Genomic DNA, 25,731 nt, shown 5'->3' on the forward strand with positions numbered 1-25,731 from the left:
GCCTCACCCAGCACGATGGTGCTGAGCTAAGACGTCTTGGCTCCGACGGATTGGAGAAAATTCTCGGGACGGCATCTCGGCGTCGCTATGGGGCGACCTGAATGTCCGCTCGAAGGCGGCCCGCGAGAATCCGCAACTGGCGCATCTTCCCTTGGAGTGTGACTATTCGTCCGGTGAGAAGCAGGCGGCCGCCGCGGCTCTTTCGTCGGCCCGCTCACCCACGGCCGTGCGCATTGCGTCGACGAAGTCGAGCGCCAGGGCGGACCTGAAACGACCGCTCGCCCAGACCACGCCGATCTCGTAGAGGACAGCGGGCCGAAACGGTCGCACCACGATGCCGCGGCCGCGGAATTCGAAAGCGGTGAACGGATCGACGATCGTCACGCCCGCGCCGGCGGCAACGAGCCCGCAGGCGATCATCGAGAGCGGCGTTTCCACGCGCGTCTGCCGGGTAATGCCGGCGGATGTAAAAATCGCATCGATGCGATACCGCATCGGCGTCGTCTGCTCGAGCGAGACGAAGGGCTCCCCGATGAAATCGGGCGGCTCCAGCACGGATTTCTCCGTCAGGCGATGGCCTTCCGGCAGGACCGCGACGCCTGACACGGGCGCCAGCATGTCCACGTCGATATTCGGGAAGTCGAGCGGGCCCTGCGCGAAGCCGACGTCGCAAAAGCCGCTCGCGACCCATTCGACCACCTGCGACGAGATGCTGCCGTAGACGGCCGTCTCCAGCCCCGGTCTGTCCAGCATGAACCGGCCGAGGATGCGCGGCAGGAAGCCGACATTGAAGGTCGGCAGGGCTGCGATCCTCAGCCGCCCGGACTGCCCCTCACGCAGGTTTTTTGCAGCCCGTTCGATGCGGTCGAGGCCGACGAATTGGCGCTCGACCTCGCGATAGAGCGACAGGGCCTCGTTGGTCGGCACGAGTCGCGTGCCGCGCTTCGCGAACAGCTTCAGTCCGAGCGCATATTGCAGGTCGTGGATCAGTCGCGTCACCGCCGGCTGGCTGATGTGCAGCGCGTGAGCCGCGGCGGTCACGCCGCCGGTGACGATCACCGTGCGGAAAGCCTCGATCTGGCGCGGATTCAGCATGGTTCAAGCCTCGGTCCAAATCATAACATTCCGGTATGGATCACTCGAATCATTCGATTTGACCAGTTCGAAACTTCCCCCGACCTTGGCGCATCACTCGAAAACGAGGAGGGGAAGCCATGAAATCGACCATCACATTTGCGCTCGTCGCCAGTACCGCCCTCGGCGGTTCCGCCGCATTCGCGCAGCAGAAAACGCTCTATGTCGCCGGCTATGGCGGCTCCTACGAGCAGGTCATGCGCAAGGAGGTCATCCCGGCTTTCGAGAAGCAGGCTAACGTCAAGGTCGAGTATGTCGCCGGCAACTCGACCGACACGCTCGCCAAGCTCCAGGCACAGAAGGGCAATCAGCAGATCGACGTCATCATCGTCGATGACGGCCCGGCCTATCAGGCAATCTCGCTCGGCTTCTGCGGCACGCTGACCGATGCGGCGATCTATGCCGATGTCGCTTCGGTGATGAAGTTCAAGTCGAACAAGGCGGTCGGCCTCGGCATGGTCGCGACAGGCCTGTTCTACAACAAGAAGGTTTTCGAGGAGAACAAGTGGCCAGCGCCGACCTCCTGGACCGACCTCAAGGACGCCAGGTTCCGCAAGAAGCTGGTGATCCCGCCGATCAACAACACCTACGGCCTGCACGCGCTGATCGCCTTCGCGCAGCTCGGCGGCGGTGGTGAGGCCAAGATCGAAGCCGGTTTCAAGACGATCAAGGACGAGATCAACGCCAACGTCCTCGCCTATGAGCCGTCGCCGGCGAAGATGACCGAGCTCTTCCAGAACGGCCAGGCCGTGATCGGCGTCTGGGGCTCGGGCCGCGTCAAGTCCTTCGCCGATACCGGCTTTCCGGCGGAGTTCGTCTACCCGAAGGAAGGCGGCTACGCGCTTGGCATCGCCGGCTGCCCGGTCGAGGGCTCGAAGAACGCCGCCGAAGCCAACGCCTTCCTGCAATACATGCTCACGCCGTCGGTCCAGGTCGTCATGGCGGTCGGCGGCGGGTCGGGGCCGGCCAACACCAAGGTCAGCCTGACGCCCGAGCAGCAGAAAGGCTTGCCCTATGGCGAGCAGGTCAAGCTGCTGAAAGCCGTCGACTGGGATGTCGCCAACGACAAGCGCGAGGAATGGACGCGCCGCTGGAATCGCGAGATCGAGCGCTGAGCTGCCCCGGCTGATCGGATCAGGCTCATGTCGCATCTCGTCCTCGAAGGATTGGGCAAGTCCTATGGCAGCGTCACGGCCGTGGAGGGGCTCGACCTAACCGTGGAGCGCGGCGAGTTCGTCTCGCTGCTCGGCCCCTCCGGCTGTGGCAAGACCACGACCCTGCAGATGATCGCAGGCTTCGCCTCCGTCGATCGCGGACGCATCCTGCTCGACGGCGGCGATCTCGCCGCCGTCGCCCCCAACAAGCGTGGCCTCGGCATCGTCTTCCAGAGCTACGCGCTGTTCCCGCACATGACCGTGGCGGAGAACATCGCCTTCGGGCTCGAGATGCGCGGCGTCGCCAGGGACGAACGCGAGAAGCGGACGCTGCAGGCAATGGAACTCGTCGGGCTGAAAGGCTTCGCCGAACGCTATCCGCGGCGCATGTCGGGCGGCCAGCAGCAACGTGTCGCGCTGGCGCGAGCGCTCGTCATCAAGCCGGCGCTGCTCCTGCTCGACGAGCCGCTCTCCAATCTCGATGCCAAGCTGCGCGAGGAGATGCAGGGCGAGCTGCGCCAGATCCAGCGCACGATCGGCACCACGACCATCCTCGTGACCCATGACCAGCACGAGGCGATGGCCCTGTCCGACCGGATCGTGCTGATGAACCAGGGCCGGGTCGAGCAGATCGGAGCGCCCGATGCGGTCTATGGCCGCCCCCTCAGCGCCTTCGTCGCCAACTTCCTTGGCAAGACCAATGTGCTGAAGGGGTGCTGCGAAGGCAGTGATCGGGTCGTGATCGACGGGTTCGCCGTCACGATCCCCGGGGCGGAAGCCGGAGAGGTCGCGCTCGCCGTCCGGCCCGAGCGTCTCGCCATCGCGCCGCCCGGCGCCTCCGGCTTTCCAGCGCGGATCACGGGCCGCGTCTTTCAGGGGGCACACTGGCTCTTGAACGCCGAGAGCGCCGCCGGGCCGCTGATCCTGATGCGCAGCAACGACGGCGGCGACGTCCCGGTGGAGGGCGACACCGTCATGGCTTCCTTCGCGCCCGGCGATGCCGCGCTGCTCAGGGACGGGGCGGCGTCATGAGTCTCGTCGCCAGCGAACGCAATGCGCCCTATTGGCTCGCCGCGCCGGGGCTGCTCGTCTTCCTCGGTCTCGTCATCATCCCGCTCGGGATGACGGCCCTGCTCTCCTTCTACGACTGGGGCCAGTACAAGGGCATCGTCCCGACGTTCACGCTGAAGAACTGGGTCGAGATCGCGACCGATTCCTATTTCTTCGAAGTCTTCCTGCGCACATTCCGCATTGCCATCCTGGTGACGGTCGCGACGATCCTGATCGGCGTGCCGGAGGCCTATATCCTCAATCGCATGTCGCCGGGCTGGCGCAGCATCTGCATGCTGGTGGTGATCGGCCCGCTGCTGGTCTCCGTCGTGGCGCGCACGCTCGGCTGGGCGCTGCTGCTCGGCTCGACCGGGCTCGTCAACCAGGGGCTGATCGCGCTCGGGCTGATCGGCGCGCCGCTCGAATTCATGTTCACCGAGACCGGCGTCGTCATCGCGCTCGCCCATGTCCTGATGCCCTTCATGATCCTCGCGGTCTGGGCCTCGCTGCAGCAGCTCGACCCGCAGATCGAGAATGCGGCGATGTCGCTCGGGGCCGGCTGGTGGACGATCTGGCGGCGCGTGATCCTGCCGCAGATCGTGCCCGGCATCCTCTCGGGCTCGATCATCGTCTTCGCCCTGGCAGCGAGCGCCTTCGCCTCGCCGGCGATCATCGGCGGGCGCCGGCTCAAGGTCGCGGCGACGCTGGCCTATGACGAGTTCCTCAACACGCTGAACTGGCCGCTCGGCGCCGCGGTGGCGATGCTGTTGCTCGTCGCGCTCGTCGCGATCATCGTCGGCTCGAACCGGCTGATCGAGCGCCGCTACGCACAGGTGTTCGAATGACGCTCGTGCCCGCTCCCCTCGTGATGTCCGCCGTCTTCCCGACCTCAGCCCTCATCCTGAGGAGCCATGTCGGTAGACATGGCGTCTCGAAGGATGGTCCAGGAGGCTCCGGAACCATCTGGAACATCCTTCGAGACGCGCCTGCGGCGCTCCTCAGGATGAGGGCTGAGGAGGACGGGGTGAGAGGAGGCTGCGTATGAGACGCAATGGCCCCCTCGCGCTCGCCTTCCACGCGCTCTTCGTGGTGTTCATGCTGGCGCCACTCGCGATCGTCTGCGTCGTCGCCTTCACGCCGGAGGGCTATCTCTCGCTGCCGACGCGGGGGCCGAGCCTGCGCTGGTTCAAGGCGATCCTCGGCTACCCTGAGTTCCTGCGCGCCTTCTATGCCTCGCTCTGGCTCGCGGCGCTGTCCTCGACCGTGGCGATCGCGCTCGCCGTGCCGGCGGCGCTGGCAATCGCGCGCTATCGCTTCGCCGGCCGCGAGGCGATCACGGCGCTGTTCATGTCGCCCCTGATGGTGCCGCATGTCGTGCTCGGCATCGCCTTCCTGCGCTTCTTAACGCAGCTTGGCCTGTCCGGCACCTTCACCGGTCTCGTGCTGAGCCATGTCATCGTCATCATGCCCTTCGCGCTCAGGCTCGTGCTCGCCGCCTCCTACGGCATCGACCGCAGGATCGAGCATGCGGCGATCTCGCTCGGCGCCGACACGATGACGGTATTCCGGCGGGTGACGTTGCCGCTGATCCTGCCCGGTGTCGTCTCGGGCTGGCTGCTCGCCGCCATCAACTCTTTCGACGAGGTCACGATGACGGTGTTCATCGCCTCGCCGGCCACGACCACGCTGCCTGTGCGGATGTTCCTCTATATCCAGGACAATATCGATCCGCTGATCGCGGCCGTCTCCACCTGCCTCATCGTGCTGACCGCCGGGCTGCTCTTCGCGCTCGACCGGCTCTACGGACTCGACCGCCTCTTCGTCGGATCCGGGAAGGGCTGATCGTGACCACCAACGCAAACCGGAACGAAGGCGACATCGTCGTCATCGGCGGCGGAGTGGTCGGCGCCGCCGTCGCGCTCGGGCTTGCCCGCTCGGGCGCGCGGGTCATCGTTCTCGACGAGGGCGATGTCGCCTTCCGCGCCTCGCGCGGCAATTTCGCGCTGGTCTGGGTCCAGTCCAAGGGCCTCGGCATGCCCGAATACGCGCTGTGGACGCGCCGCTCGGCGCAGGACTGGCATGGGCTCGCTGCAATTCTGAGGGAGGAGGCCGGCATCGATGTCGTCCACAGCCAGCCCGGCGGCTTCGTCCCCTGCCTGTCCGAGGCAGAGCTGGAGAAGCGCACCACCGCGATGCGCCGCCTGCACAATCAGGAGGGCCTGGCCGACTTCCCCTATGAGGTGCTCGGCCGCACCGAGACGAAGCGCCGGTTGCCGGATATCGGCAAGGACGTCGTCGGCGCGCTCTACAGCCCCCTCGACGGCCATGTGAACTCGCTCAAGCTCTTCCGGGCGCTGCGCGAGGCGAGCGCGCGGCACGGCGTCGACTACCGCCCGAACCACGCGGCCGAGGCGATCGAGCCCCGCGATGACGGCTTTCGTGTCCGCGGCGCCTGGGGCGAGATTGCCGCGGCCAAGGTCGTGCTCGCCGCTGGCCTCGGCAATGCGCGGCTCGCGCCGATGGTCGGGCTCGATGCGCCGGTGAAGCCGAGCAAGGGCCAGATCATCGTCACCGAGAAGACCGCCCCGTTCCTGCACCATCCGATGGGGACGATCCGCCAGACGGACGAGGGCGGCGTCATGATCGGCGACAGCCAGGAGGATCGCGGCTTCGACACGATCGTCGGTCAGCCGGTGATCTCGGTGATGGCCGAGCGCGCCGTGCGCACCTTCCCGCGTCTTGCCGGCCTCAACGTGGTGCGCACCTGGTCGGCGCTGCGCGTGATGAGCCCGGACGGGTTCCCGATCTACGAGCAGTCTGAGAAGCATCCCGGCGCCTTCGTCGTCACCTGCCATTCCGGTGTGACGCTCGCCGCCAACCATGTCCTGACGCTCGCCCCCGCCATCCTCGCCGGCGAACTGCCCGCGGCAGTCGCGAGCTTTTCCGCACGGAGGTTCCATGTTCCGGTCCATGCGTGACGCCAAAGCTGGCGCCAGGCTCAGCTTCACCTTCGATGGAAGGCCGTTGACCGGGCGCGAGGGCGACACCGTCACGGCGTCCTTGCTGGCGAACGGCGTCACGGCCTGCCGTGAGACGCCGGTCTCGGGCGTTCCCCGCGCGCCCTATTGCCTGATGGGCGTCTGCTTCGATTGCCTCGTCGTGATCGACGGCGTCGGCAATCGGCAGGGCTGCCTCGTGCCGCTGCGCGACGGCATGCGCATCGAGACCCAGCATGGCCGGCGCCAGCCCGAGGAGATGCAGGGATGAAGGCTGTGGCCACCATCGACCAACTCGCTGAAAGCTACGATCTCGTGGTGGTCGGCGCTGGACCGGCCGGCTTGTCGGCGGCTGCCCGCGCGGCCGAGCTGGGCGTTAACGTGCTGCTCGTCGACGAGAACCCGGCGCCGGGCGGCCAGATCTATCGCGCGGTGACAACGACGCCGGTCAGCGATCGCGATGTCCTCGGCGCCGATTACTGGCGCGGCGCGGAGATCGTCGCGCGCTTCGAGCGTTCGCAAGCCAGCTACGCCGCCCGCTGCACGCTCTGGTCGATCGGACCGGACGAAACCGCGCCCGATGGCGAGGCTTTCGAGATCGGCCTGTCGCTCGACGGCCGCGCCCGGCTGATCGGCGCGAAGCAGCTCGTCCTGGCGACCGGTGCCCAGGAGCGGCCGTTCCCGATCCCCGGCTGGACCTTGCCCGGGGTGATGACCGCCGGCGCGGCGCAGATCGCCCTGAAGAGTGCCGCGATCGTCCCGGCCGGACGCACCGTGATCGCCGGTTGCGGCCCGCTGCTCTATCTGCTCGCCGGGCAACTTGCGGCGGCGGGTGCCGAGATCGTCGCCGTGCTCGACACGACGCCGCGCGGAAACTGGCTGAAGGCCGCTGCCGCGCTGCCGGATTTCCTGCGCTCGCCCTATCTCGCCAAGGGGGTGAGGCTGATGGCGAAGGCGCGGCGCTCGCTACGCTTCGTCGGTGGTGTCACCGGGCTCTCCGCCGAGGGGGCTGGCAGGCTCGCAGCGGTCCAGGTCGAAAGCGGCGGCGGCGCCGAGACCATCGCCTGCGACACGCTGCTGCTGCACCACGGCGTCATCCCGGGCGTCAATCTCTCCAATGCCGCCGGTTGCGCTCATGATTTTGATGGTATCCAGCATTGCTGGACGCCGCGTCTCGATGATTGGCTGAGCTCATCCGTGCCTGGGATCGCCATTGCGGGCGACGGCGCCGGCATCGGCGGAGCCGAAAGCGCTGCGCTGCGTGGCGAGGTCGCGGCACTCGGCGTGGCGCACAGGCTTGGCCGGCTCGATGCCCGCGAGCGCGATCGCCAGGCGGCCCCCTTGCACACCGAACTGGCGCGTGCCCTGCGTGGCCGGCGCTTCCTCGATCTGCTCTACAAGCCGGCGCCGCAATTCCTCGCCCCGCAGCGGGACGAGACGATCATCTGCCGCTGCGAGGAGGTCACCGCCGGCCAGGTGCGGGACACTGCGATCAGGCTCGGCGTGACCGGCCCCAACCAGATGAAGGCCTTCCTGCGCTGCGGCATGGGGCCATGCCAAGGCCGCCTCTGCGGGCCGACGGTGGTCGAGCTGATCGCCGAGGCGAACGGCACGACGCCGGCCGAGGTCGGCTATTACCGCCTGCGCCCGCCGGTGAAGCCGGTCACATTGGCCGAACTCGCAGCCTTGCCGCAGAGCGAAGCTGCGGTGAAGGCGGTCGTGCGGTGAGCGCCGAACGCCGCAGCGCCGACGTGATCGTCATTGGCGGCGGCATCCATGGCTGCTCGACGGCGCTGCATTGCGCCTTGCGCGGCATGTCGGTGATCCTGCTCGAGAAGGACCATGCTGGCCGCCATGCCTCGGGCGTCAATGCCGGCGGTGTGCGCCAACTCGCGCGCGATGTCGCCGAGATCCCGCTCTCCAACGCCTCGATGGTAATCTGGCACCGCATCGCCGAGCTGGTCGACGACGATTGCGGCTTCACCTGTGATGGGCAGGTGCTCGTCGCCGAGACAGAGGCTGATCTCGAGGACTGCCGAGCGCGTGTCGACGACCTCACTTTGCGCGGCTTCCACCACGAGGAACTGATCGACGCGACGGAACTGCGCCGGCTCGTTCCCGCCGTCTCGGAGACATGTCCCGGAGGCGTGGTCTCGCGCCGCGACGGCGCAGCCATCCCCTTGCGGGCGACGCAGGCCTTCAAACGCAAGGCCGAGAGCCTAGGTGCCGTGATCCGCGAGGGTGTGAAGGTCGAGAAGGTCTCGCAGGTCGGCGGAGGCTGGCGCGTCGCCACCGATGCCGGTGATTTCCTCGCTCCTCGCATCGTCAATGCCGCCGGTGCCTGGGCCGACCGCATCGCGGCGGATCTTGGCGAGCCGGTGCCGCTCGAGGTGATCGCGCCGATGCTGATGATCACCACGCCGATGCCGGCCTTCATCAAGCCGGTGGTGATCATGCGCAGCCGCAAACTCTCCTTCAAGCAGTTCGGCAATGGCACCGTGCTGATCGGTGGCGGCTATAGCGGCACGGCGTTGCGCGACGAGAACCGCACCATCCTCGACTGGCGCAAGCTCGCGACCAATGCCGGGACGGTCCGGGACGTGTTTCCGATCATGCGCGGCGTACCGGTCGTACGGGCCTGGGCCGGCATCGAAGCCCGCATGCCGGACGACCTTCCCATCTTCGGCCCAAGTGCCAGGCACGAGGGCGTCTATCACCAGTTCGGCTTCTCGGCCCATGGCTTCCAGCTCGGGCCGGGGGCCGGCGCGGTCATGGCCGAGATCATCGCGACCGGCGCCAGCAACGTCCCGATCGATGGGCTCGGCATCGCCCGTTTCACGCAGCAGGCACACTGACCACTTCAACCCCAGGAGAAAAGCCATGACCATCAAGCGTTCCATCCGCACGCCGATCCAGAACCGCATCGTCGAGACCGGCAGCCTCGTCTTCGTCGGCGGCGTCATCGCCGACGACACGACCCAGTCGATGGGCCCGCAGACCCAGAGCATCCTGGCCAAGATCGAGGGTTATCTCGGCGAGGTCGGGCTCGACCGCAAGGCGATCGTGGCTGCGCAGATCTTCGTCACCGATCTCTCGCAGAAGAAGGACATGGATGCCGCCTGGACCGGCTTCTTCGGCGACGACATGCCGACGCGGGCGACAGTCGGTGTCGCCGATCTCGGCGGAGGTGCCTTGATCGAGGTGGTCACGACTGCAGCAAGAACGTGACGTCGGTATGTGGCGCCGAATTGCTCGTCGTCGCATTCGAATGACACGCAAACCTCTGCGTCCTGGCTAAGAACCAGCTTCCGTTCTTGGGGAAGGCGCCACAGTTTCCTGGGTTGTTGCTGATCTCAGGCGCGCTAATTCAGCGACCGGGGCAACCACAGTGCCAGATCCGGCCAGGCCAGCAGCATGGCGATCAGCACGAACGGCGCGACCAGGAAAGGCAGCACGCCGCGATACATCTCGCCCAGGCTGATCTCAGGCGCCTGGGTCCGGATCACGAAGAGGTTCATGCCGACGGGCGGATGGATCAACCCGATCTCGACGACGATGACGAGCAGCACGCCGAACCAGATCGGATCATAGCCGGTCGACAACACCAGCGGCAGCAGCACAGGCACCGTCACCAGCACCATGCCGATGCCTTCGAGGAAGCAGCCGAGGAAGACGTAGAAGGCGATCAGCAACAGCATCACGGCAAGCGGCGACAAGCCGAGCGCCGTGATCCCCTTGACCACCGATTGTGCCATGCCGGTCTGCACGACGAAATAGGAGAAGATCGTCGACCCCAGCACGATCAGCACGAGATTGGCGGTGATCCGCGTCGTCTCGGTGAAGGCGGTCGCGACGTCGCCGCGGGCGAAGCCCCTGCGCAGCAGACCGAGCAGCAGCGCGCCGAAGGCGCCGACGGCGGCGGCCTCGGTCGGGCTGAACCAGCCAAGATAGATGCCACCGAAGGTAACGAGGAAGAGCGCCGCCACATCCCAGATGTTGAGGACGAGGCGCAGCGCCTGCGCCTTGCTCTCGCTCGGCAGCTTCGGCGCCGCCTGCGGCCGCAGGCGCACCCAGATCCAGACCGTCAGCAGGTAGAGCGCCGTCAGCACGAGGCCGGGGATCAGGGCGGCGGCGAAGAGCTTGATGATCGAGAGCTGGGCGATGATACCGTAGATCATCAGGATCAACGAAGGCGGGATCAGGATACCGAGCGTACCGCCAGCGGCGACCACGCCGGCGGCGAGCGCCGGCGAATAGCCGGCCTTCAGCATCTGCGGGATCGAGATCCGGCTCATCGTCGCGGCGGTCGCCAGCGATGAACCACAGACCGCGCCGAAGGCGGCGGAGGCGCCGACCGCTGCCATGGCGAGCGAGCCGCGCATGCCGGCGAAGACGGCGTTGCTCGCCCGGAACAGGTCGCCGGACAGGCCGGCCATGGTCGCCAGCGCGCCCATCAGCGTGAACAGCGGCAGCACCGAGAGCGTATAGGCCGAGGAGAGCTCGAGCGGCACCGCACCGAAGACGAGGCGCGCTTTGGCGAAGCCGTCGATCGCGGCATAGCCGACGAAGCCGGTGAGGCCGAGCGCCACGGCGACGGGAATGCGCGCCATGATCATGCCGACGAGCGTCGCCATGCCGATCAGGCCGATGGAGGTCGCGCTCATGACGCTGCCCCGTTGTTGCCGGGCAGCGCCGCGGGGGGAGAGGCGACAGCGTCGGTCGCGCGCGCGAAGGCGCGTATTTGCCCGATCGCGCGGCCGAGCACGACGAAGACCGAGACGACCAGCGCGAGCTCGATCGCCAGCAGCAGCAGGAAGACCGGTACCGGCAGGTCAGGCTTCTGGTCGCCGAAGCGATAGGCGTCGGCGAGCGGCTGGATCAACGTCACCGCCAGCAAGGCGAGGAAGGCGAGCGTCGCGATCTCGCCGGCGAGCCGCATCAGCGCCAGTGTCCGTGGGCGAACCATCGTGTCGAAGAGATCGACCTTGATCTGCTCGTCGCGGCGGAAGCATTCCGGCAGGGCCAGGAAAGCGACGAGCACGAGCGTGACTTCGACGAGGTCGAGCGTTCCGTGCAGCGGCTTGTTGAAGGCGATCCGGGCGCCGATGTCGACCATCGTCCAGAGCAGCATCACCGCGAGCGCAAGCGCACCGGCGATGGTCAGGAGGCGTACGGGGTCGAAACGGCGGGGCTTCCCGAAGCTCATTTCGCGGAACCGACGGCAGCGCGCAGCTCGTCATAGAACTGCTTCGCCTTGGCGCCCTTGGCCTCAGCCCTGGCGATGAAGCTAGCGGTGATCGGCTTCGCCAACTCCTCGAAGGCAGCGCGCTCCGGCCCCGTCAGCTCGAGGATCTCGACATTCGCGGCGCGCAGGTACTTTCTCCCGTCATCCTCGGCCTCATCGTAGATCGCGCCGACCTTGCGGGCGGCCGCAGGGCCGGTGGTCTCGTCGATCAGCTTGCGCAGGTCGTCAGGCAGGGATTTGTACTTTTCCGCGTTCATCACCAGCGCGAAGGTGCCGGCGGCCGCATCGAGCTGCGTCACCGACTTGACGCTCTCGGCCATCTGGAAGGACTTCGCCGCCTCGTAGTTGAAGAACATGCCGGCGATCGTGCCCTTGGCGAGCGAGTCGGACAGTTCCGCCGGCGGCACGGCAGCCGGCGTCGCGCCCCAGGCTTCGAGAATCGCAGAGGCGATCGGGCCGTTATGGCGCATGCGCAGGCCGCGCATGCCGGCAGGGCTCCTCACCGCCGGCCTGTTGAAGAACAGGCTGAGCGTCGGCGTCGCGATGAAGTAGAGCGGCTTGGTGCCCTCGTGCTCGGCGGCGAGCTTGCCGGAGAGCTCGGTCAGGATGCCGGAGGCCTCGGCCGTCGAGAGCGCCTTGGCGGCGGCGCCCTCGCCGCGGTTGAAGGCATAGGGCAGATGCGAGATCTCGGTCAGCGGGAAGCGGCCCGGCAGCGCGCCATGCAGGAAGAAGGCGATGTCGGCGACGCCGGTGCGGGCGAGGTCGTATTGCCGCGGCATAGGTCCCATCTGCGCCGCCGGGAAGATGGCGAGCTTGAGCCGGCCATCGGAGCGCTTCGACAATTCTTCGCCCCAGGCTTCCAGGTTCTTGTGCATCTGGTGGTTGGGCGGCAGGTAGTGCGAGACCTTGAGCTCGACCGTCTGCGCGGCGGCGCCGAGGCTCGCCAGCGAGACCGCGAATGCGGCGCCGATCAAGGCACCGATGATTCCCCGTTTCATGTCTTCCTCCCGGTTTGTTGTTTTGATTGTTAAGCCGCCGTAGCTGGGACCCGTGCAGTGGCTGCCTTCGTCGTCCCGCCCGTCACCTGGGCCAGCAAAGCCTCGCAATCGGCCGGAAGCGCGTCGCCGCGCCAGGCGACATGCTGGTCCGGCCGGATCAGCGCGAGGCGCGCGCCATAGCGAGCCGGCAGGCGCTGATCGCCCGGCAACAGCAGCTTCAGCGGCAGGCCGAGTCGGGCGGCGGCGGCGGTCAGCGGCGCAGCGTCGGCGCCGTCGCCGGATGTCGCGAGCAAAGTGAAGCCCAGCCCGAAATGATCGTAGAGCGACGAGCCGTCGGCGAGCCAGAGATGCGGTGCGAGGCAGCCGGGATGGGCCGAGGGTACATAGAGCATGAAGTGCTCGACCGGCGGCTCGCTGCCATCCGGGACGATGATCGGCGAATCCTCATAGCGCGAGCCGAGCACGATGCCGAGCGTGCGGAACTCGCGCAGCTTGGTCGCCTCGATGATCTCGCCGACCTCGCGCCGCGTCGCCTCGCCGAGCGGGCCGGGCTGCTCGAGCCCCGGGCGGACGAGCTGGTTGCCGACGGCGCCGTAGTTGATCACCGCTTCGGCGATGGTGCGTTCATGCACTTTCCGCCGTTCGGACGCGTAGCTCGCGAGCAATTCCGGCCCACCCCAGCCCTGCAGCACGGCAGCCAGCTTCCAGCCGAGGTCGACGGCGTCGCCAATGCCCATGTTCATGCCGAAGCCGCCAAAGGGCGGATGCAGGTGGCAGGCGTCGCCAGCGAGGAAGACACGGCCCTTCTCGTAGCGATCGGCGACGAGGCGATGCGCCACCCAGGGGTCGAGGCCGACGATCTCGATCTCGAGATCGGCGAGCCCGGTGCCGGCGCGGATCAGCTCGACCGGATCGACGCTCGCCGGGTCGACGTCGTTGGGCAGCTTGGTCGCCATGAAGAACCAGAGACCCTCGCTGTCCATCGGTCCGAGCAGCGACGGCACCTCCTCATTGACCATCCAGTACATGATCGCCGGACCATGGCCATGGCGGGTGGCGAGCGCGGGCGCGCGGAAGATGATGTTGTAGTTCTTCGAGAAGGCGCCCTCGCCCTGCATCTTCGCGCCGATGGCCTGGCGCACTGCGCTGCGGGCGCCGTCGGCGCCGATCAGGTAGGCGCTGGCGACCTCGCGCACCGCGCCGCTCGCGACATCCTTCAATTGCGAGACGACGCCGCGGCCGTCATCGGCGAAGGAGGCCAGCTCAGTGTTGAAGGCGACGGTGACGCCCGGCAGCGAGGAGGCGTGCTGGCGCAGCACCTCCTCCAGCACATATTGCGGCACCCATTGCGCCTCTTCCGAATAAAGGTCGTTGCGGGCGCGGCTACCGTTCAGCGCATTGGCGAAGCGGGCGAGCTCGGGGCCGTTCATGCGCGTCGCGAAGACGACGTTGGAGGGATAGTCCGGCGGGATCGGCGAGGCTTCGCGCAGCTTGTCGGCAATGCCCCAGCGCCGCAAATGCTCGCGGGTGCGGACATTGGTCGTCTTGGCGCGCGGCGAATAGCCGACGCGGTCGTTACGCTCGACCACCAGGCAGCGGACGCCGCGCTGGCCGAGCTCGATCGCGGCCGCGAGGCCGACCGGCCCGGCGCCGGCGATCAGGACGTCGATGTCGTTGCCGCTCTTGCTCACGATGCTCGCTCCGCCATCGTCATCTTCATCTTCACGCCGCGGCTCGCCTAGCCACTTCCTGCGCGACCGGGTTGACGAGGAGGCCGATGCCCTCGACCTCGACCTCGCAGACATCGCCGGGCTTCATGAAGAGCTGCGGCTTGCGCGCCACACCGACACCCGCCGGCGTGCCGGTGACGATGACGTCGCCGGGCTCCAGCGTGATCGCCTCGCTGATGATCGAGACCAAGGTCGCGACGTCGAAGACCATGTCGTCGGTGCTGGCGCTCTGCACGGTCTCGCCATTGAGCCTGGTCGCGATCCTGAGGCCGCGGGCGCCGGGCGGCAGCTCATCTGATGTGACCAGCGCCGGGCCGAAGGCGCCGGTGCCGTCGAAGTTCTTGCCGACGGTCCATTGCGGCGCCTTGAACTGGTAGTCGCGGACCGAGCCCTCGTTGAAGACGGCGTAGCCGGCGACATGGTCGAGCGCACTCGCCTTGGGGACATGCTTAGCGCGCTGGCCGATCACGGCCGCGATCTCGCCTTCATAGTCGAGTTGGTCGGAAAGGCTGGGGCGGATCAGTGGCGCCTTGTGACCAATCAGGCTGGTGGCGAAGCGCCCGAACAGCGTCGGATAGTCCGGCTGCTTGAAGCCGCTCTCGGCCGAATGGTCGGCATAGTTCAGCCCGACGCAGATGATCTTGCCGGGGCGCGGCACGACCGGCAGGAAGGTCACGGCTTCGGGGGCGAGCACAGCAGCAGCCGGTGCAGCGTCGATCGCCCGGGCGACGGCACTGCGAGCCTCCGTGCCACCTTCAATGAAGGCGATCATGGTCTCGGGCAGGCCTGAGCCGGCCTTGGCGAGGTCAATCAGATCGGTGCCGCGATAGGCGGCGAGAGTGGGCTTGCCGCCCCTCAGGATGGTGGCGAGACGCATGGACTTCCTCCTCTTCGGACGCCTCCAGCCACTGCAGCGAGGCGATTGTCGTGGGTCGTCAGGCGGCGCCGAACAGCACCGAGAGGCGCCGCTCGGCGAAGAGCCAGGCGCCGTCCGGCGCCTTGCGGTAATGGTCGGCGTATTCGGCGATCAGCAGCGGCATGGCCAGGCCTTCGCCCGGCCCGTCATGGCGGTAGAGCGTCAGCGCGACCCAGCCCCGAGCCGTCTCCGGCGAGAGCGGCTCGATCAGGATGTTGCTCTGGAGATGGCGCGAGCGGCGCTCGGTCAAAGCGGCGCGCTGCCTGCCCCATTCGGCGATCGCGGCACGGCCGATCTTGTCGGGGCCGATGCCATAGAGCACCGCATCCTCGGCGAAGAGCTCGCCGATCCGATCCGCCTTGCCATGATCGATCAGCCAGGCATGGCGCTGAATCAGCTGCTCGATCGCGGCGCGATCCCGCGGGTCGAGCCCCGAAATCGCGATCTGCGCGGCGCCGGTCACGCCGGCAATCCGAGATCGGGCGTGCCGGCAGGCTGGTAGTCGCCCCGGCGCATCGCGACGTGCAGGTCGTCGAAGCTCTTGCCCGCCTTGTGATCCTGGTAGACCCGTTCCGGATCGAAGAAGGTGCCGATCGGGTTCTCCGCGAAATCCGGCGAGGAGCGCATCCATTCGCTCGACCGCTTCCAATCGCCATAGGTGTCGGACTGGAGCTCGACGAAATTGCCCTCGGGATCCCGGTAGTAGATCGAGATCGTCATGCCGTGGTCGAGACTGAAGGCCGGCTGGATGCCCTCGTCGCGCAGGCGGGCATAGGACGCCATCAGGTCGGTGAAGCTCTCATATTCGAAGGCACTGTGGTGCATGCCGTTATGGCTGCGCTTGTCGGGATCGTCGCCGAGCCCGGGCGCCGAGAGGAAGGCGACGCGGTGATTGGCCTCGTCATTGGTGGTCCAGGCATTGTTGGCGTCCTGGAAGTTCGGCCTGGCGCCGACGACCGTGCCGTACCACGCCACCATCTCTGCGAGCCGGCTCGTCTTGAAGGTAACGTGATGGAATGCGGGCTTGATGATCTCCATGCCTTCCTCCCGAAAGGGCCGTCTCCCGGCTCTCCGGGGCGGCCGCTGCTTTGTTCGTGAGGAATGGCTAACGCCGGCATAGATACCTGAACAGATATCAAAATTGCAGGAGCGATAACAAACCGGTATCGCTAGACCGACTTGCGGGACTGGCGCGATGAAGCTGCATCATTTCGAGGAGGTGGTGGCGATCGCCGAACGCGGCAGCATGCGGGCCGCGGCCCGGCATCTCCAGATCGCCCAGCCGGCCCTGACGCGTAGCCTCGCCCTGTTGGAGCGCGAGCTCGGCGCACCGCTGTTCGAACGCCGCGCCCGCGGCGTGGTCGCGACGCCGCTGGGCGAGGCCTTCGTCGCCCGCGCCAGGTCGATCCTGACCGAGATCAGGCGGACACGCGAAGAGGTCGAGCAGCTAAGAGGCGCCGGCACCGGCACGGTCACGGTCGGGCTGTCGATCGCTGCGCATCTCGCCTTGCTGCCGCCGAGCTTGCGGCCGTTCCGCGCGCGCTATCCCGATATCAGGCTGCATATCATCGAGGGCTTCTACCCCACGCTCGAAGAACGCCTGCGCGACGGCACGGTCGACTTCTACATCGGCCCCGATGGCGGCGCCCAGCCGGTCCCGCAACTGAGCCGGGAGGTGCTGTTCCATAATCGCCGCATAGTGCTTTGCCGCGCCGGCCATCCGCTGGCTGCGGCGACCTCGCTGCGCGAGCTCGTCGGCCAGGACTGGGTCACGACATCGATCACTGCCGATGCCAGCGACGAGATCAACGCCTTCTTCGCCCGCCACGGCCTGCCGCCGCCGCGCCTGGCCGTGCGCAGCCAGTCGGCGCTGACCTTGCTGACCTGCCTCGCCAACAGCGACCTCCTGGCAATGGTCCCGGCCCAATGGGAGCACTTCGAGATGACCGGGAAGGCCCTCACCACGATCAAGGTCGGGGAAGAGCTGACGGCGCCGCCGCTGGTCCTGATCCAGCGTGCCGACCTGCCCTTGACCCCCGCCGCCCTGCACCTGCTCGATCTCATGCGCCGGGCCACGTCTCGGTTGGCTGCCAAGGCATAATTCCGGACTGAGACAATATCGATCACTTCGCCTTCTGGAGCTTGGTGACGGTGATCTGGCCGTTGACGCGATCGGCGTCGAACTTGATCTTGGTACCCGCCTTCAGCCCCTTGAGCATGGCCGGCTCACCGGCGCGGAACACCATGGTCATGGCGTCCATATCGAGGTTCTTGATCGGGCCGTGATTGATGGTGAGCTTGCCCTGGGGCTCGTCGACCTTGGTGACCGTGCCGCTGGCCGACTGCGCCGCGGCCGGCAGAGCGAGGAGGAGAAGTGCAATTGTGGCTGCCGTCCTGAGCATAGGTGCTCCTTTCGTGAGGCTTACTTGACGATGATCTTGCCGGTCATGCCGGCTTCGCGGTGACCGGGGATCAGGCAGGAGAAGTCGAACTCGCCCACCTTGGTGAAGGCCCAGACGATCTCGCCGGTCTTCTTCGGTGCGAGGCGCTTGGCGTTCGGATCGTCGTGCTCCATGTCGGGGTTCTTCTGCATCTCGACGGCGTGCTTGAGGTTCTCCTCGAGCGTCGCCAGGACGAGTTCATGGTCGAGCTCGCCATTATTGCGCAGCTGGAAGCGGACCTGCTCGCCGCGGCGCACCTCGATCCGGTCGGGGATGAAGGACATCTTGCCGTCGCGCTCGGCCATCGCGACCTGCACGATGCGGGCCGGCTTCTTCGGGTCGCCGGGCTTGCCATAGGCGGTCTCGCCACCATGGCCGTGGCCGGCTCCACCGGGGCCCGCCAGAGCGGCGCCGGCAGAGAAAAGGACCGCGATTGCGGCGAGCTTGAATGCTGCTGTCGTCATGAAGTTCTCCAGCTGGAAGGTCAACGTCTTCAGTGGTTGGAATGCGACTTCTTGGTCGCCGGGCGCGGCTTGCCATCCGGCCCGAGGCTCGGCTTGCGCGGGTCCTTGACCCGCCATTCGGTCGGCTCGACGCCACTGTCCGGCGAAGCCCCTCGCGGCGCCTCGGCGAGCTTCTGGCCCTTGTATTCGAAGGCGACGGTGCCTTCCGGGTGCTTGAACCAGCCGGGATCCTTGTAGTCGTTCTTCGCCAGGCCCTCGCGGACCTTGACCACCGAGAACATGCCGCCCATCTCGACCGGGCCGAACTGGGCGAAGCCGGTCATCATCGGCAGGGTGTTGTCGGGCAGCGGCATCTCCATCGAGCCCATCTCGCCCATGCCGTTCGAGCCCATCGGCATGTAGCCCGGCGCGATTTTCGCGATGCGCTTGGCCAGGTCCTTCTTGTTCACGCCGATATAGTTCTTCACCGAATGCCCCATCGCATTCATGGTGTGATGCGATTTGTGGCAGTGGATCGCCCAGTCGCCCGGCTCGTCCGCAACGAAGTCGAAGGCACGCATCTGGCCGACGGCGCAGTCGATCGAGACCTCGTCCCAGGCCGCCGCCGGATCGACCCAGCCGCCGTCGGTGCACGAGACCTTGAACTCGTAGCCATGCATGTGGATCGGGTGGTTGGTCATGGTCAGGTTGCCGAAGCGGATCCTGACCTTGTCGTTCCTGCCCACGACGAGCGGGTCGATGCCCGGGAACACGCGGCTGTTCCAGCACCACATGTTGAACTCGGTCATCTCGGCCACCCGCGGCACATAGGAGCCGGGCTCGATATCGAAGGCGTTGAGCAGGAAGACGAAATCGCGGTCGACGCGGCGGAAGGCCGGGTCCTTCGGATGGACGACGAAGAAGCCCATCATGCCCATCGCCATCTGGACCATCTCGTCCGAATGCGGGTGGTACATGTAGGTGCCCGAGCGCCGGAGCTGGAATTCGTAGACGAAGGTCTTGCCCGGCGGGATATGCGGCTGAGTCAATCCGCCGACCCCGTCCATGCCATTGGGCAGGCGCTGGCCGTGCCAATGCACCGCCGTGCTCTCCGGCAGCTTGTTGGTGACGTAGATCCGGACCTTGTCGCCCTCGACCGCCTCGATGGTCGGGCCGGGTGACTGACCATTATAGCCCCAGAGATAGCCTTTCATGCCGGGGGCGAATTCGCGCACCACCGGCTCGGCGACGAGGTGGAACTCCTTCCAGTCGCCGTTCATGCGCCAGGGCAGCGACCAGCCGTTCAAGGTCGCGACCGGCTGGTAATCCGGCCCTGTCGTCGGAACCAGAGGCGCCTGCGTCGTCGCCTCGGCCATGGTGGGTGCCTCCGGCACAGCGGCGAAGGCTGTGCGTCCCGACACTGCGGTTGCTCCGGCCAAGACGAGCCCGGACGAGCCGATGAAGCCTCTGCGCGATAGCGTGGTCATTGTTCCGCTCCTTCCGCCCGCTCAGTGCCCGCCGCCGCCGGCATCGCCGCCGCCCGCAGCCGCGACGGTGGCCGCGCCTCCGCCTCCGCTGCCGCCACCGATCAGCGCATGCTTGAAGTCGGTATGGGCGAGCCAGAAATCGCGGCGAGCATTGATCGCCGCGACATTCGAGAGAATGCGGTTGCGGGCATCGGTGATGAGATCGGTCACGTCGTTGAGCATGCCGCTGTAGTGCAGCAGCGACTGCTCCTGGATGATCTTGCGCAGCGGCAGGACGTTGTTCTGGTACTGCCGGGTGATGTCGTAATTGGCGCGGTAGGCGGTATAGGCCTCGCGCGCCTCGGAGCGGGCATTGACCGCCTTCTCCGCCAGCCTGTTGGCGGCCTGCATATAGGTCTGCTCGGCGAGCGCGACCTTGGACTGGCCGAAATCATAGATCGGAATGTCGATCTCCAGCTCCAGCGTGCGGCTGCGGCTGGCCTCGCGCTCGACATGCCCGTCTGCGCCGATGCTGCGGCCGCGGTCATAGGTGCGGCGCCCGAGCAGGTCGATGTCGTTGACGAAGCGCGTCGCATTGGCGAGGCCAAGTGACTTCGCCAGCGCGTCGAGCTCGGCGCGAGCGATCTGGATATCGACGCGCTTGCGCAGAGCCTCGGCCTCGATCGCCTTGACAGATTGCAGCCGCGGCAGCGGCGGCAAGGTGCCCGGTAGCCTGAATTTGAGACCGTCGCCCCAGAGCCCAAGCTGGCGGACTAGCCGCTCGCGCTCCTGGCGCTGCTGCTGGCGCGCCTGGGCGAGTTGCACCGTCAATTCGGCCTCGAAGGCGAATTCGCGCGCCTGGTCGATCTTGTTGACGCCGCCGGATTCGCCAAGCCGCTTGAACAGTTCGGAGGCCGCGTCGGCGGAGTTCTTGGCCTCCTGGTAGAAGGCGACCTGCGCATTGGCGGCGACCGAACGGTAATATTGACGGCGCGCGTCGGCCGCGAGCTGCAGCACCGCCTCGACCGCCCGCAACTGTGCGGTCTTGAAGCGGTCGCCGGCAATCTCGGCCCTGGCCGGCAAGGTGATCAGCGCGAGCAGGCTGCCGACGATCTGGCGCTCGATCTCGACCTCGAAGCGGCCGGAGAGCTTGGAGATGCCGAAGCGCGGATTGGGCGGCAGGCTGGCTGCGACCATCTGCGCTTCGGCAATGCCGAGCTCGTTGAAGGCGGCCTGCAGGCCGCGATTGTTGAGCAGCGCAACTTGAACCGCGCTGTCCGCCGTCAGCGGCTTGCGCAGGAGCTGGTCGACCCGCGTCTTCGCGGTCAGCGCGACCTTGTCGTCGCCGATCTTGACGACGTCCTTGCCGATCTCGGCGTAAGTCGCGGCCTGGATCGGCGCCATGCCGCCATCGGCGGAGAAACCGGCGCAGCCGCCGAGCAGTATCGTCGTCCCGGCGAGCAAGCTCCAGCGCAGCAGGCGGTGGCCATTCGGAAGGCGCAGAGCGGTCGGATAGGAGGGCAACATCATGATTTCGGCCCGACCTGGCGGTTGAGCTCGCGCCAGTCCTTGGGCTCGGCCGGGCGGAAGCTGGCGGCGCCGGCCGTCACGCTGCGATAGGCGACGGTGGGAACGCGGGCGTTCGGATCGGCCGGCCGGGCCAGATGGTCTGGGACCGTGGCGGAGCAGGCGCCCAGCGCCAGACCGACCGCCGTCAGCAACGGCACCTTCACGAACGTCACGATTCGGCATCCCCTATTTCGATGCGACAGGGGTAGCAGCGGCCTTTCGCGGGCGTCCGTTACAAATTGTTTCAAAGCGGCGCGGGCAGCCGGGCCGCGAGCGCGCTATGTTCTTCTGACCAGATCGCAGGAGCCCGCTCGCGGGAGCACGGACATTCCGACCGAACCACAGCCAGAGATGGACCCGGCTCCCGCCGTAACGGCCATCGACGACCATGGCCATATCCTGGTGGTCGACGACGATCCGCAGATCAGGCTGCTCGTCGCGCGCTTCCTGCAGCGGCATGGCTACCAGGTCACCGGCGCGCCGGACGGACGCGCCATGATGGCGGCGCTGGCGCACAGCGCCATCGACCTGATCGTCCTCGACCTGATGCTGCCCGGGCGCTCCGGCGTCGAGCTCTGCCGCGACGTGCGCGCGACCTCGCAGGTGCCGATCGTGATGCTGACCGCCCGGACCGAGGAGAGCGAGCGCATCAGCGGCCTCGAAGGCGGAGCGGACGACTACGTCGCCAAGCCGTTCAGCCCACGCGAATTGCTGGCTCGGATCCGCGCGGTGCTGCGCCGGGCGCGGGCTGGACGCGGCGCGGCCGTCACGCAGGCGAGCGCGATCGTGACCTTCGACGGCTGGCGCATGGATTTGCGACGGCGCGAACTGCTATCGCCATCCGGCACCCTGATCGACCTCTCGACCGGCGAATTCGACCTGCTGGTCGCCTTCGTCGAGCATGCCAATCGGGTGCTGTCGCGGGAAGCGCTGATGCAGTTCGCCAAGACGCGAGTGAACGACAACCCGTTCGACCGCACGATCGATGTCCAGATCAGCCGCCTGCGCCGCAAGCTCGAAGCCGACGCTCGTGGCGGTCAGTTGATCAAGACGATCCGCGGCGCCGGCTACCTGTTCGCCTCACAGGTCAACCATCAGCAAGGACAGCCCGCTTGACGAACCTGGCCAAGCGGCTCTGGCCCGATACCGTCGCCAGCCGCGCCATCCTGATCCTGGTCGCGGCGCTGCTCGCCTTCCACCTGCTCGGCTACTGGGCCTATCGCGTCGGCGTCGAGAACCTCGCAACGGCGGGCCAGGACCGAGGCCTCGCCGAGCGCATCGTCTCGATCAAGCGGGCGATCGCGAGCCTGCCGCAGGCGCCGGAACGCGACCGCGTCGCGCATGATTTGTCGAGCGCCAGCATCGAAGTGCACTGGAGCAAGATCAGCCTGGTGCTCGGCACCGCTCCGATGACCGAGCGGACCCGGGCGATGGAGCAACGGCTCAAGGAGCTCGCTCCGGAACTGGCGGCGGAATCCTTCCGGGTCGGCTTCGCCGATGACGGGGCGCTCGGCGCCGGCGAGGCCAATGCCTACCGGCATATGATGCTGGTCTCGGTCCGGCTCGATGACGGCTCCTGGGTCAACTTCTCCTCCTCCGCACTCGGCGCCTCGCAGCAGCTCGACTGGGGCCTGACCGCGATCATGATCTGCTTCGCCGTCGCCATCGTCGTCGTCGCGCTCCTGCTACTACGCTGGGCGACCCGGCCGTTGCGCGATCTCGCTGTGGCGGCCGAGCGCTTCAGCCTCGACCAGACGCCGCAGCCGCTTCCCGAGAACGGCCCGGTCGAGGTGCGCCGCGCCGCGCGGGCCTTCAACACGATGCGAGAGCGCATCCGGCATCTCGTCGCCGAACGGACGCAAGCCATGGCCGCAGTCTCGCACGATCTGCGCACCCCGATCACGCGCCTCCGGCTCCGCTCCGAATTCCTGGACGACGACGCAACCCGAACCTTGATCGACGCCGATCTCAGCGAGATGGAGGCGATGATCGACTCGACCCTGGATTATCTGCGCGGCGGAACCTCCAGCGAGCCGCTACGCCCGGTCGATCTCGCTTCGGTGATCGAGACGATCGTCGACGAGCATGTCGACCAGGGCCACCGCGTCTCGCTGATCGGGCTGAGCTCGGCCCCCGTCCGAAGCGGGGTTCTCTCCCTGAAGCGCGCCGCCTCGAACATCATCGGCAATGCCGTGAAATATGGAACCGCGGCCAACGTCACCATCGCCGATGCCGGCGACAGCTTCGCCGTCATCGTCGAGGATGAGGGGCCCGGCATCGCGGAGGCCGATAGGGAGCGGGTGTTCCAGCCGTTCGTGCGGCTCGAGGAATCGCGCGGCCGCCAGACCGGCGGCTCGGGCCTCGGCCTGACGATCGCGCTGGCCATCGCCCGTTCGCATGATGGTTCGATCGCGCTGGAGAACCGGGCCGAAGGTGGCCTACGGGTGACACTCTCCCTGCCGAAGCTTTCCGCATCAGGGCGCGGCGAAGCTTCTTCAGCTTGAACGCAATTCAGAGCCGCATCCCGCCATCGACGGCGATCTCGGCGCCATTGATGTAGGAGCCCTCGGGCGAGCAGAGCAGCAGCGCCAGCCCGGCACAGTCATCGGCCCGGCCGAGCCTGCCGAGCGGAATGCGTGCCAGCACCTGTTCCTCTCGCCCTGGCTGAGCCAGCACATTGCGGTTGCGGTCCGTCAGAATCGCGCCGGGCTGGATGATGTTGCAGGTGACATCCGGGGCACGCAGGGTCCGCGCCAGATTGAGGATCATGTTGGTCTGCGCGGCCTTGGTGGCGGCGTAATAGAAATGCGTCGGATTGGGGCGCGCCTCCTGGACGCTGCCAATCGCGATGACCCGGCCGAAGCCGCGGGCCAGCATGCCCGGCAGGAAGGCCTGCAGCAGCCGCACCGTGGCGTGAAGATTGATCTGCGTCTGGGCCGCCATCGCGGCTTCGGAGACCGCACCCCAGGCCTCGAGGGTTTCGACCGAAGCGCAGAGCACGAGGATGTCGGGTTCGGTGCCGTTCGCCTTCAGCTCCGCCGCCATGACGGACGGGGCCGCGGCCTCGGCGAGATCACCGATCAAGGGCGATGCCGCGAGGTTTCGTGCTTGCAGATCGATCGCTGCCGCGTGGGCGGCTGCTTCATCCCTGTCATGGATGATCGCATGCGCGCCGGCCTCGGCGAGCCGCGTCGCGATCGCAAGCCCGATCCCGCGTGCCGCGCCAGTGACGAGGGCGACGCGGCCCGAAAGTTGGCCCGCCATCAGCCGAGCAGCGGCTTCACGCGAGCGACGGCATCGTCCATCGCCTGCTGCGGCGGCTTGCGGCCGAGCACGGCGGCCTGCGTTTCCTCGATGAAGATGTCGTGGGCGCGCGCCTGCTCGTCGAAGGCCGGCAGATGGATGCGCGAGGCCTTCAGCGCAGCCGCCTCGTCGGCCGCGTAGGGCATCGCCGCCTTGAGCTTGTCGTCGGCATAGGTCGAGATGCGGGTCGGCCCGTTGCCGTTCAGCGCCATCGCCGTCGTGCCGGCCTTCGAGGACAGCGCGCGGATGAATTCCCAGGCGAGCGGCTTCTGCTTGGCGTTCTTCGGGATCATCAGCGACCAGAATTCGACCGTCGGAGCGAACGCCATCTTGCCGGCGAGATCGGCCGCCATCGGCGGCAGCAGCGACTTGAAGCGCCCGCCATATTTGCCCTTGGCCGGATCATTGTAGGAGACCAGCCGGGCGAACGGATTGATCGTCATCGCCGCCCTGCCCTGCTGCATCCAGGTGGTGATCTCTTCATTGTTCACCGTGGCGAAGTTCCGCGGCAGCACGCCGGCCTTGTAGAGATCGGCCAGGATGGTCAGCGCCTTGACCATCGCCGGCTCGTTGGCGGTCAGCTTGCCGTCGGCGGTCATGTAGTCGCCGCCGAGGCAACGCGAGACCGTCAGGAAGTTCGAGGCGAAGACCGCCGTGAAGGCAAGGCCGTGGACCTGGGTTCCGTCCTCGCGCTTGAAGGTCAACTTGCGCGCGGCTTCAATCAGCTCCTCGAAGGTCGCCGGCAGCTTGCTGACGCCGCGTTCCTCCAGCAGCGCCTCGTTGTAGATCAGCGCGTTGGTCGCATGCCGAACCGGGACGCCGTGCAGCGCGCCGTCGACCTTCAGCGGTGCGATCAGCCCCGGTGCGAAATCGTCGAAGGCCTCGATCGGTGCCTCCTTCTGGAGCGCGTCGAGCGGTTCGAACAGCTTGAGATTGCGCGGCACGGCGCGGCCGTTGACCAGATAGGCGACATCGAGCGAGGTCTCGGCGAGCGAGGCCTCGCGCAATAGCCGCTCATGCACGGCGTTGACGTCGCCGAAGGTGACCCAGTTCAGGTTCGCCCCACTCGCCTTGCGGAAGGCTTCGGTCGCATCGCCGCCCGGCCCGGTCGTGGCTGCGGTCTGGTGGACACGATGGCCGAGCGCGGTCAGCGTCTTCGCCTGCGCGAAGACCCGGCCGGGCAAGGCCGTTGCGAGCGCAGCCGCGCCGGCGAGAGCACCGAACCGGCGGCGCGAGATCGATTGTGACATGAACTTCCTCCATAAGCTCGTCGGGCGCTGTCGTCG

27 protein-coding genes are annotated in these 25,731 nt (G+C 67.2%); 12 read left to right on the forward strand and 15 right to left on the reverse strand.

Annotated features, from left to right (window positions below; translation table 11 throughout):
• Window positions 1–162: 162 nt before the first annotated feature.
• The gene (locus ACSQ24_RS22920) at window positions 163–1,095 is read right to left on the reverse strand and encodes a LysR substrate-binding domain-containing protein (protein WP_436096912.1); all 933 of its coding nucleotides are present in this window, start codon (window positions 1,093–1,095) and stop codon (window positions 163–165) included.
• 119 nt (window positions 1,096–1,214) lie between these two features.
• Between ACSQ24_RS22920 and ACSQ24_RS22925 the strand changes: the two genes are divergently transcribed.
• From ACSQ24_RS22925 to ACSQ24_RS22965, 9 genes are all read left to right on the forward strand, one after another.
• Window positions 1,215–2,249 (forward strand): ABC transporter substrate-binding protein, encoded by a 1,035-nt coding sequence (locus ACSQ24_RS22925; RefSeq protein WP_436096913.1) that lies wholly within the window; start codon window positions 1,215–1,217, stop codon window positions 2,247–2,249.
• Window positions 2,250–2,276: 27 nt separating this feature from the next.
• A complete protein-coding gene (locus tag ACSQ24_RS22930) occupies window positions 2,277–3,320 on the forward strand; it encodes an ABC transporter ATP-binding protein (RefSeq protein WP_436096914.1) in 1,044 nt (347 codons plus the stop codon).
• Window positions 3,317–4,183, forward strand: coding sequence for an ABC transporter permease (locus ACSQ24_RS22935; protein WP_436096915.1), 867 nt, complete (start codon window positions 3,317–3,319; stop codon window positions 4,181–4,183). The genes ACSQ24_RS22930 and ACSQ24_RS22935 overlap by 4 nt, the downstream gene beginning before the upstream one ends.
• 196 nt (window positions 4,184–4,379) lie before the next feature.
• Window positions 4,380–5,180 (forward strand): ABC transporter permease, encoded by an 801-nt coding sequence (locus ACSQ24_RS22940; protein ID WP_436096916.1) that lies wholly within the window; start codon window positions 4,380–4,382, stop codon window positions 5,178–5,180.
• Between the two features lie 2 nt (window positions 5,181–5,182).
• The gene (locus ACSQ24_RS22945) at window positions 5,183–6,316 is read left to right on the forward strand and encodes an NAD(P)/FAD-dependent oxidoreductase (protein ID WP_436096917.1); all 1,134 of its coding nucleotides are present in this window, start codon (window positions 5,183–5,185) and stop codon (window positions 6,314–6,316) included.
• Entirely contained in the window at window positions 6,297–6,605 is a 309-nt protein-coding gene (locus tag ACSQ24_RS22950; protein ID WP_436096918.1) for a (2Fe-2S)-binding protein, read from the forward strand. The genes ACSQ24_RS22945 and ACSQ24_RS22950 overlap by 20 nt, the downstream gene beginning before the upstream one ends.
• On the forward strand, window positions 6,602–8,062 hold the full coding sequence (locus ACSQ24_RS22955; protein WP_436096919.1) for an FAD-dependent oxidoreductase: 1,461 nt from the start codon (window positions 6,602–6,604) through the stop codon (window positions 8,060–8,062). Before ACSQ24_RS22950 ends, ACSQ24_RS22955 begins: the two co-directional genes overlap by 4 nt.
• Window positions 8,059–9,189 (forward strand): NAD(P)/FAD-dependent oxidoreductase, encoded by a 1,131-nt coding sequence (locus ACSQ24_RS22960; RefSeq protein WP_436096920.1) that lies wholly within the window; start codon window positions 8,059–8,061, stop codon window positions 9,187–9,189. Before ACSQ24_RS22955 ends, ACSQ24_RS22960 begins: the two co-directional genes overlap by 4 nt.
• A 25-nt stretch (window positions 9,190–9,214) precedes the next feature.
• A complete protein-coding gene (locus tag ACSQ24_RS22965) occupies window positions 9,215–9,562 on the forward strand; it encodes a Rid family hydrolase (protein WP_436096921.1) in 348 nt (115 codons plus the stop codon).
• Window positions 9,563–9,696: 134 nt separating this feature from the next.
• On the opposite strand, the gene ACSQ24_RS22970 is transcribed toward ACSQ24_RS22965, so the two are convergent.
• The 7 genes from ACSQ24_RS22970 to ACSQ24_RS23000 are packed head-to-tail and all read right to left on the reverse strand — an operon-like array spanning window position 9,697 to window position 16,261.
• Window positions 9,697–10,998, reverse strand: coding sequence for a TRAP transporter large permease (locus ACSQ24_RS22970; RefSeq protein WP_436096922.1), 1,302 nt, complete (start codon window positions 10,996–10,998; stop codon window positions 9,697–9,699).
• A complete protein-coding gene (locus ACSQ24_RS22975) occupies window positions 10,995–11,540 on the reverse strand; it encodes a TRAP transporter small permease (protein ID WP_436096923.1) in 546 nt (181 codons plus the stop codon). The genes ACSQ24_RS22970 and ACSQ24_RS22975 overlap by 4 nt, the downstream gene beginning before the upstream one ends.
• On the reverse strand, window positions 11,537–12,577 hold the full coding sequence (locus ACSQ24_RS22980; protein ID WP_436096924.1) for a TRAP transporter substrate-binding protein: 1,041 nt from the start codon (window positions 12,575–12,577) through the stop codon (window positions 11,537–11,539). The genes ACSQ24_RS22975 and ACSQ24_RS22980 overlap by 4 nt, the downstream gene beginning before the upstream one ends.
• Window positions 12,578–12,606: 29 nt before the next feature.
• Window positions 12,607–14,268: an FAD-dependent monooxygenase gene (locus ACSQ24_RS22985; protein ID WP_436096925.1), complete on the reverse strand. Its 1,662-nt coding sequence runs from the start codon at window positions 14,266–14,268 to the stop codon at window positions 12,607–12,609.
• A 31-nt stretch (window positions 14,269–14,299) separates the two neighbouring features.
• Window positions 14,300–15,184, reverse strand: coding sequence for a fumarylacetoacetate hydrolase family protein (locus ACSQ24_RS22990; protein ID WP_436096926.1), 885 nt, complete (start codon window positions 15,182–15,184; stop codon window positions 14,300–14,302).
• Between the two features lie 58 nt (window positions 15,185–15,242).
• On the reverse strand, window positions 15,243–15,686 hold the full coding sequence (locus ACSQ24_RS22995) for a nuclear transport factor 2 family protein (RefSeq protein ID WP_436096927.1): 444 nt from the start codon (window positions 15,684–15,686) through the stop codon (window positions 15,243–15,245).
• Window positions 15,683–16,261, reverse strand: a complete 579-nt coding sequence (locus ACSQ24_RS23000; protein WP_436096928.1) for a VOC family protein — start codon at window positions 16,259–16,261, stop codon at window positions 15,683–15,685. Before ACSQ24_RS23000 ends, ACSQ24_RS22995 begins: the two co-directional genes overlap by 4 nt.
• 157 nt (window positions 16,262–16,418) lie before the next feature.
• Between ACSQ24_RS23000 and ACSQ24_RS23005 the strand changes: the two genes are divergently transcribed.
• Entirely contained in the window at window positions 16,419–17,324 is a 906-nt protein-coding gene (locus tag ACSQ24_RS23005; protein WP_436096929.1) for a LysR substrate-binding domain-containing protein, read from the forward strand.
• A gap of 22 nt (window positions 17,325–17,346) precedes the next feature.
• On the opposite strand, the gene ACSQ24_RS23010 is transcribed toward ACSQ24_RS23005, so the two are convergent.
• The 5 genes from ACSQ24_RS23010 to ACSQ24_RS23030 are packed head-to-tail and all read right to left on the reverse strand — an operon-like array spanning window position 17,347 to window position 21,315.
• The gene (locus ACSQ24_RS23010; protein ID WP_436096930.1) at window positions 17,347–17,625 is read right to left on the reverse strand and encodes a copper-binding protein; all 279 of its coding nucleotides are present in this window, start codon (window positions 17,623–17,625) and stop codon (window positions 17,347–17,349) included.
• A gap of 20 nt (window positions 17,626–17,645) precedes the next feature.
• On the reverse strand, window positions 17,646–18,128 hold the full coding sequence (locus tag ACSQ24_RS23015) for a cupredoxin domain-containing protein (RefSeq protein WP_436096931.1): 483 nt from the start codon (window positions 18,126–18,128) through the stop codon (window positions 17,646–17,648).
• A gap of 29 nt (window positions 18,129–18,157) precedes the next feature.
• Window positions 18,158–19,594 (reverse strand): multicopper oxidase family protein, encoded by a 1,437-nt coding sequence (locus tag ACSQ24_RS23020; protein WP_436096932.1) that lies wholly within the window; start codon window positions 19,592–19,594, stop codon window positions 18,158–18,160.
• 21 nt (window positions 19,595–19,615) lie between these two features.
• Window positions 19,616–21,100, reverse strand: coding sequence for a TolC family protein (locus tag ACSQ24_RS23025; RefSeq protein ID WP_436096933.1), 1,485 nt, complete (start codon window positions 21,098–21,100; stop codon window positions 19,616–19,618).
• Window positions 21,100–21,315, reverse strand: coding sequence for a hypothetical protein (locus ACSQ24_RS23030; RefSeq protein WP_436096934.1), 216 nt, complete (start codon window positions 21,313–21,315; stop codon window positions 21,100–21,102). Before ACSQ24_RS23030 ends, ACSQ24_RS23025 begins: the two co-directional genes overlap by 1 nt.
• A 178-nt stretch (window positions 21,316–21,493) precedes the next feature.
• Here ACSQ24_RS23030 and ACSQ24_RS23035 point away from each other — a divergent pair, with 178 nt between their 5' ends.
• The gene (locus ACSQ24_RS23035) at window positions 21,494–22,258 is read left to right on the forward strand and encodes a response regulator (RefSeq protein ID WP_436096935.1); all 765 of its coding nucleotides are present in this window, start codon (window positions 21,494–21,496) and stop codon (window positions 22,256–22,258) included.
• Complete coding sequence (locus ACSQ24_RS23040; protein ID WP_436096936.1) at window positions 22,255–23,646, forward strand: ATP-binding protein; 1,392 nt, start codon at window positions 22,255–22,257, stop codon at window positions 23,644–23,646. Before ACSQ24_RS23035 ends, ACSQ24_RS23040 begins: the two co-directional genes overlap by 4 nt.
• 7 nt (window positions 23,647–23,653) lie before the next feature.
• On the opposite strand, the gene ACSQ24_RS23045 is transcribed toward ACSQ24_RS23040, so the two are convergent.
• Both ACSQ24_RS23045 and ACSQ24_RS23050 read right to left on the reverse strand, forming a co-directional pair.
• Window positions 23,654–24,406: an SDR family NAD(P)-dependent oxidoreductase gene (locus ACSQ24_RS23045; RefSeq protein ID WP_436096937.1), complete on the reverse strand. Its 753-nt coding sequence runs from the start codon at window positions 24,404–24,406 to the stop codon at window positions 23,654–23,656.
• Window positions 24,406–25,695, reverse strand: a complete 1,290-nt coding sequence (locus ACSQ24_RS23050; RefSeq protein ID WP_436096938.1) for an ABC transporter substrate-binding protein — start codon at window positions 25,693–25,695, stop codon at window positions 24,406–24,408. Before ACSQ24_RS23050 ends, ACSQ24_RS23045 begins: the two co-directional genes overlap by 1 nt.
• Between the last annotated feature and the right edge of the window lie 36 nt (window positions 25,696–25,731).

It is taken from the genome of Allobosea sp. LjRoot237 (assembly GCF_964253285.1).
Taxonomy (GTDB): Bacteria; Pseudomonadota; Alphaproteobacteria; order Rhizobiales; family Beijerinckiaceae; genus Allobosea.

Bases quoted from the DNA above. Each gene is read 5' to 3' on its own strand.
- ACSQ24_RS22920 (WP_436096912.1), bottom strand. From the start codon at position 1,095: ATGCTGAATCCGCGCCAGATCGAGGCTTTCCGCACGGTGATCGTCACC.
- ACSQ24_RS22925 (WP_436096913.1), top strand. From the start codon at position 1,215: ATGAAATCGACCATCACATTTGCGCTCGTCGCCAGTACCGCCCTCGGC.
- ACSQ24_RS22930 (WP_436096914.1), top strand. From the start codon at position 2,277: ATGTCGCATCTCGTCCTCGAAGGATTGGGCAAGTCCTATGGCAGCGTC.
- ACSQ24_RS22935 (WP_436096915.1), top strand. From the start codon at position 3,317: ATGAGTCTCGTCGCCAGCGAACGCAATGCGCCCTATTGGCTCGCCGCG.
- ACSQ24_RS22940 (WP_436096916.1), top strand. From the start codon at position 4,380: ATGAGACGCAATGGCCCCCTCGCGCTCGCCTTCCACGCGCTCTTCGTG.
- ACSQ24_RS22950 (WP_436096918.1), top strand. From the start codon at position 6,297: ATGTTCCGGTCCATGCGTGACGCCAAAGCTGGCGCCAGGCTCAGCTTC.
- ACSQ24_RS22955 (WP_436096919.1), top strand. From the start codon at position 6,602: ATGAAGGCTGTGGCCACCATCGACCAACTCGCTGAAAGCTACGATCTC.
- ACSQ24_RS22965 (WP_436096921.1), top strand. From the start codon at position 9,215: ATGACCATCAAGCGTTCCATCCGCACGCCGATCCAGAACCGCATCGTC.
- ACSQ24_RS22970 (WP_436096922.1), bottom strand. From the start codon at position 10,998: ATGAGCGCGACCTCCATCGGCCTGATCGGCATGGCGACGCTCGTCGGC.
- ACSQ24_RS22975 (WP_436096923.1), bottom strand. From the start codon at position 11,540: ATGAGCTTCGGGAAGCCCCGCCGTTTCGACCCCGTACGCCTCCTGACC.
- ACSQ24_RS22980 (WP_436096924.1), bottom strand. From the start codon at position 12,577: ATGAAACGGGGAATCATCGGTGCCTTGATCGGCGCCGCATTCGCGGTC.
- ACSQ24_RS22990 (WP_436096926.1), bottom strand. From the start codon at position 15,184: ATGCGTCTCGCCACCATCCTGAGGGGCGGCAAGCCCACTCTCGCCGCC.
- ACSQ24_RS23000 (WP_436096928.1), bottom strand. From the start codon at position 16,261: ATGGAGATCATCAAGCCCGCATTCCATCACGTTACCTTCAAGACGAGC.
- ACSQ24_RS23005 (WP_436096929.1), top strand. From the start codon at position 16,419: ATGAAGCTGCATCATTTCGAGGAGGTGGTGGCGATCGCCGAACGCGGC.
- ACSQ24_RS23010 (WP_436096930.1), bottom strand. From the start codon at position 17,625: ATGCTCAGGACGGCAGCCACAATTGCACTTCTCCTCCTCGCTCTGCCG.
- ACSQ24_RS23015 (WP_436096931.1), bottom strand. From the start codon at position 18,128: ATGACGACAGCAGCATTCAAGCTCGCCGCAATCGCGGTCCTTTTCTCT.
- ACSQ24_RS23020 (WP_436096932.1), bottom strand. From the start codon at position 19,594: ATGACCACGCTATCGCGCAGAGGCTTCATCGGCTCGTCCGGGCTCGTC.
- ACSQ24_RS23025 (WP_436096933.1), bottom strand. From the start codon at position 21,100: ATGTTGCCCTCCTATCCGACCGCTCTGCGCCTTCCGAATGGCCACCGC.
- ACSQ24_RS23035 (WP_436096935.1), top strand. From the start codon at position 21,494: ATGGACCCGGCTCCCGCCGTAACGGCCATCGACGACCATGGCCATATC.
- ACSQ24_RS23045 (WP_436096937.1), bottom strand. From the start codon at position 24,406: ATGGCGGGCCAACTTTCGGGCCGCGTCGCCCTCGTCACTGGCGCGGCA.
- ACSQ24_RS23050 (WP_436096938.1), bottom strand. From the start codon at position 25,695: ATGTCACAATCGATCTCGCGCCGCCGGTTCGGTGCTCTCGCCGGCGCG.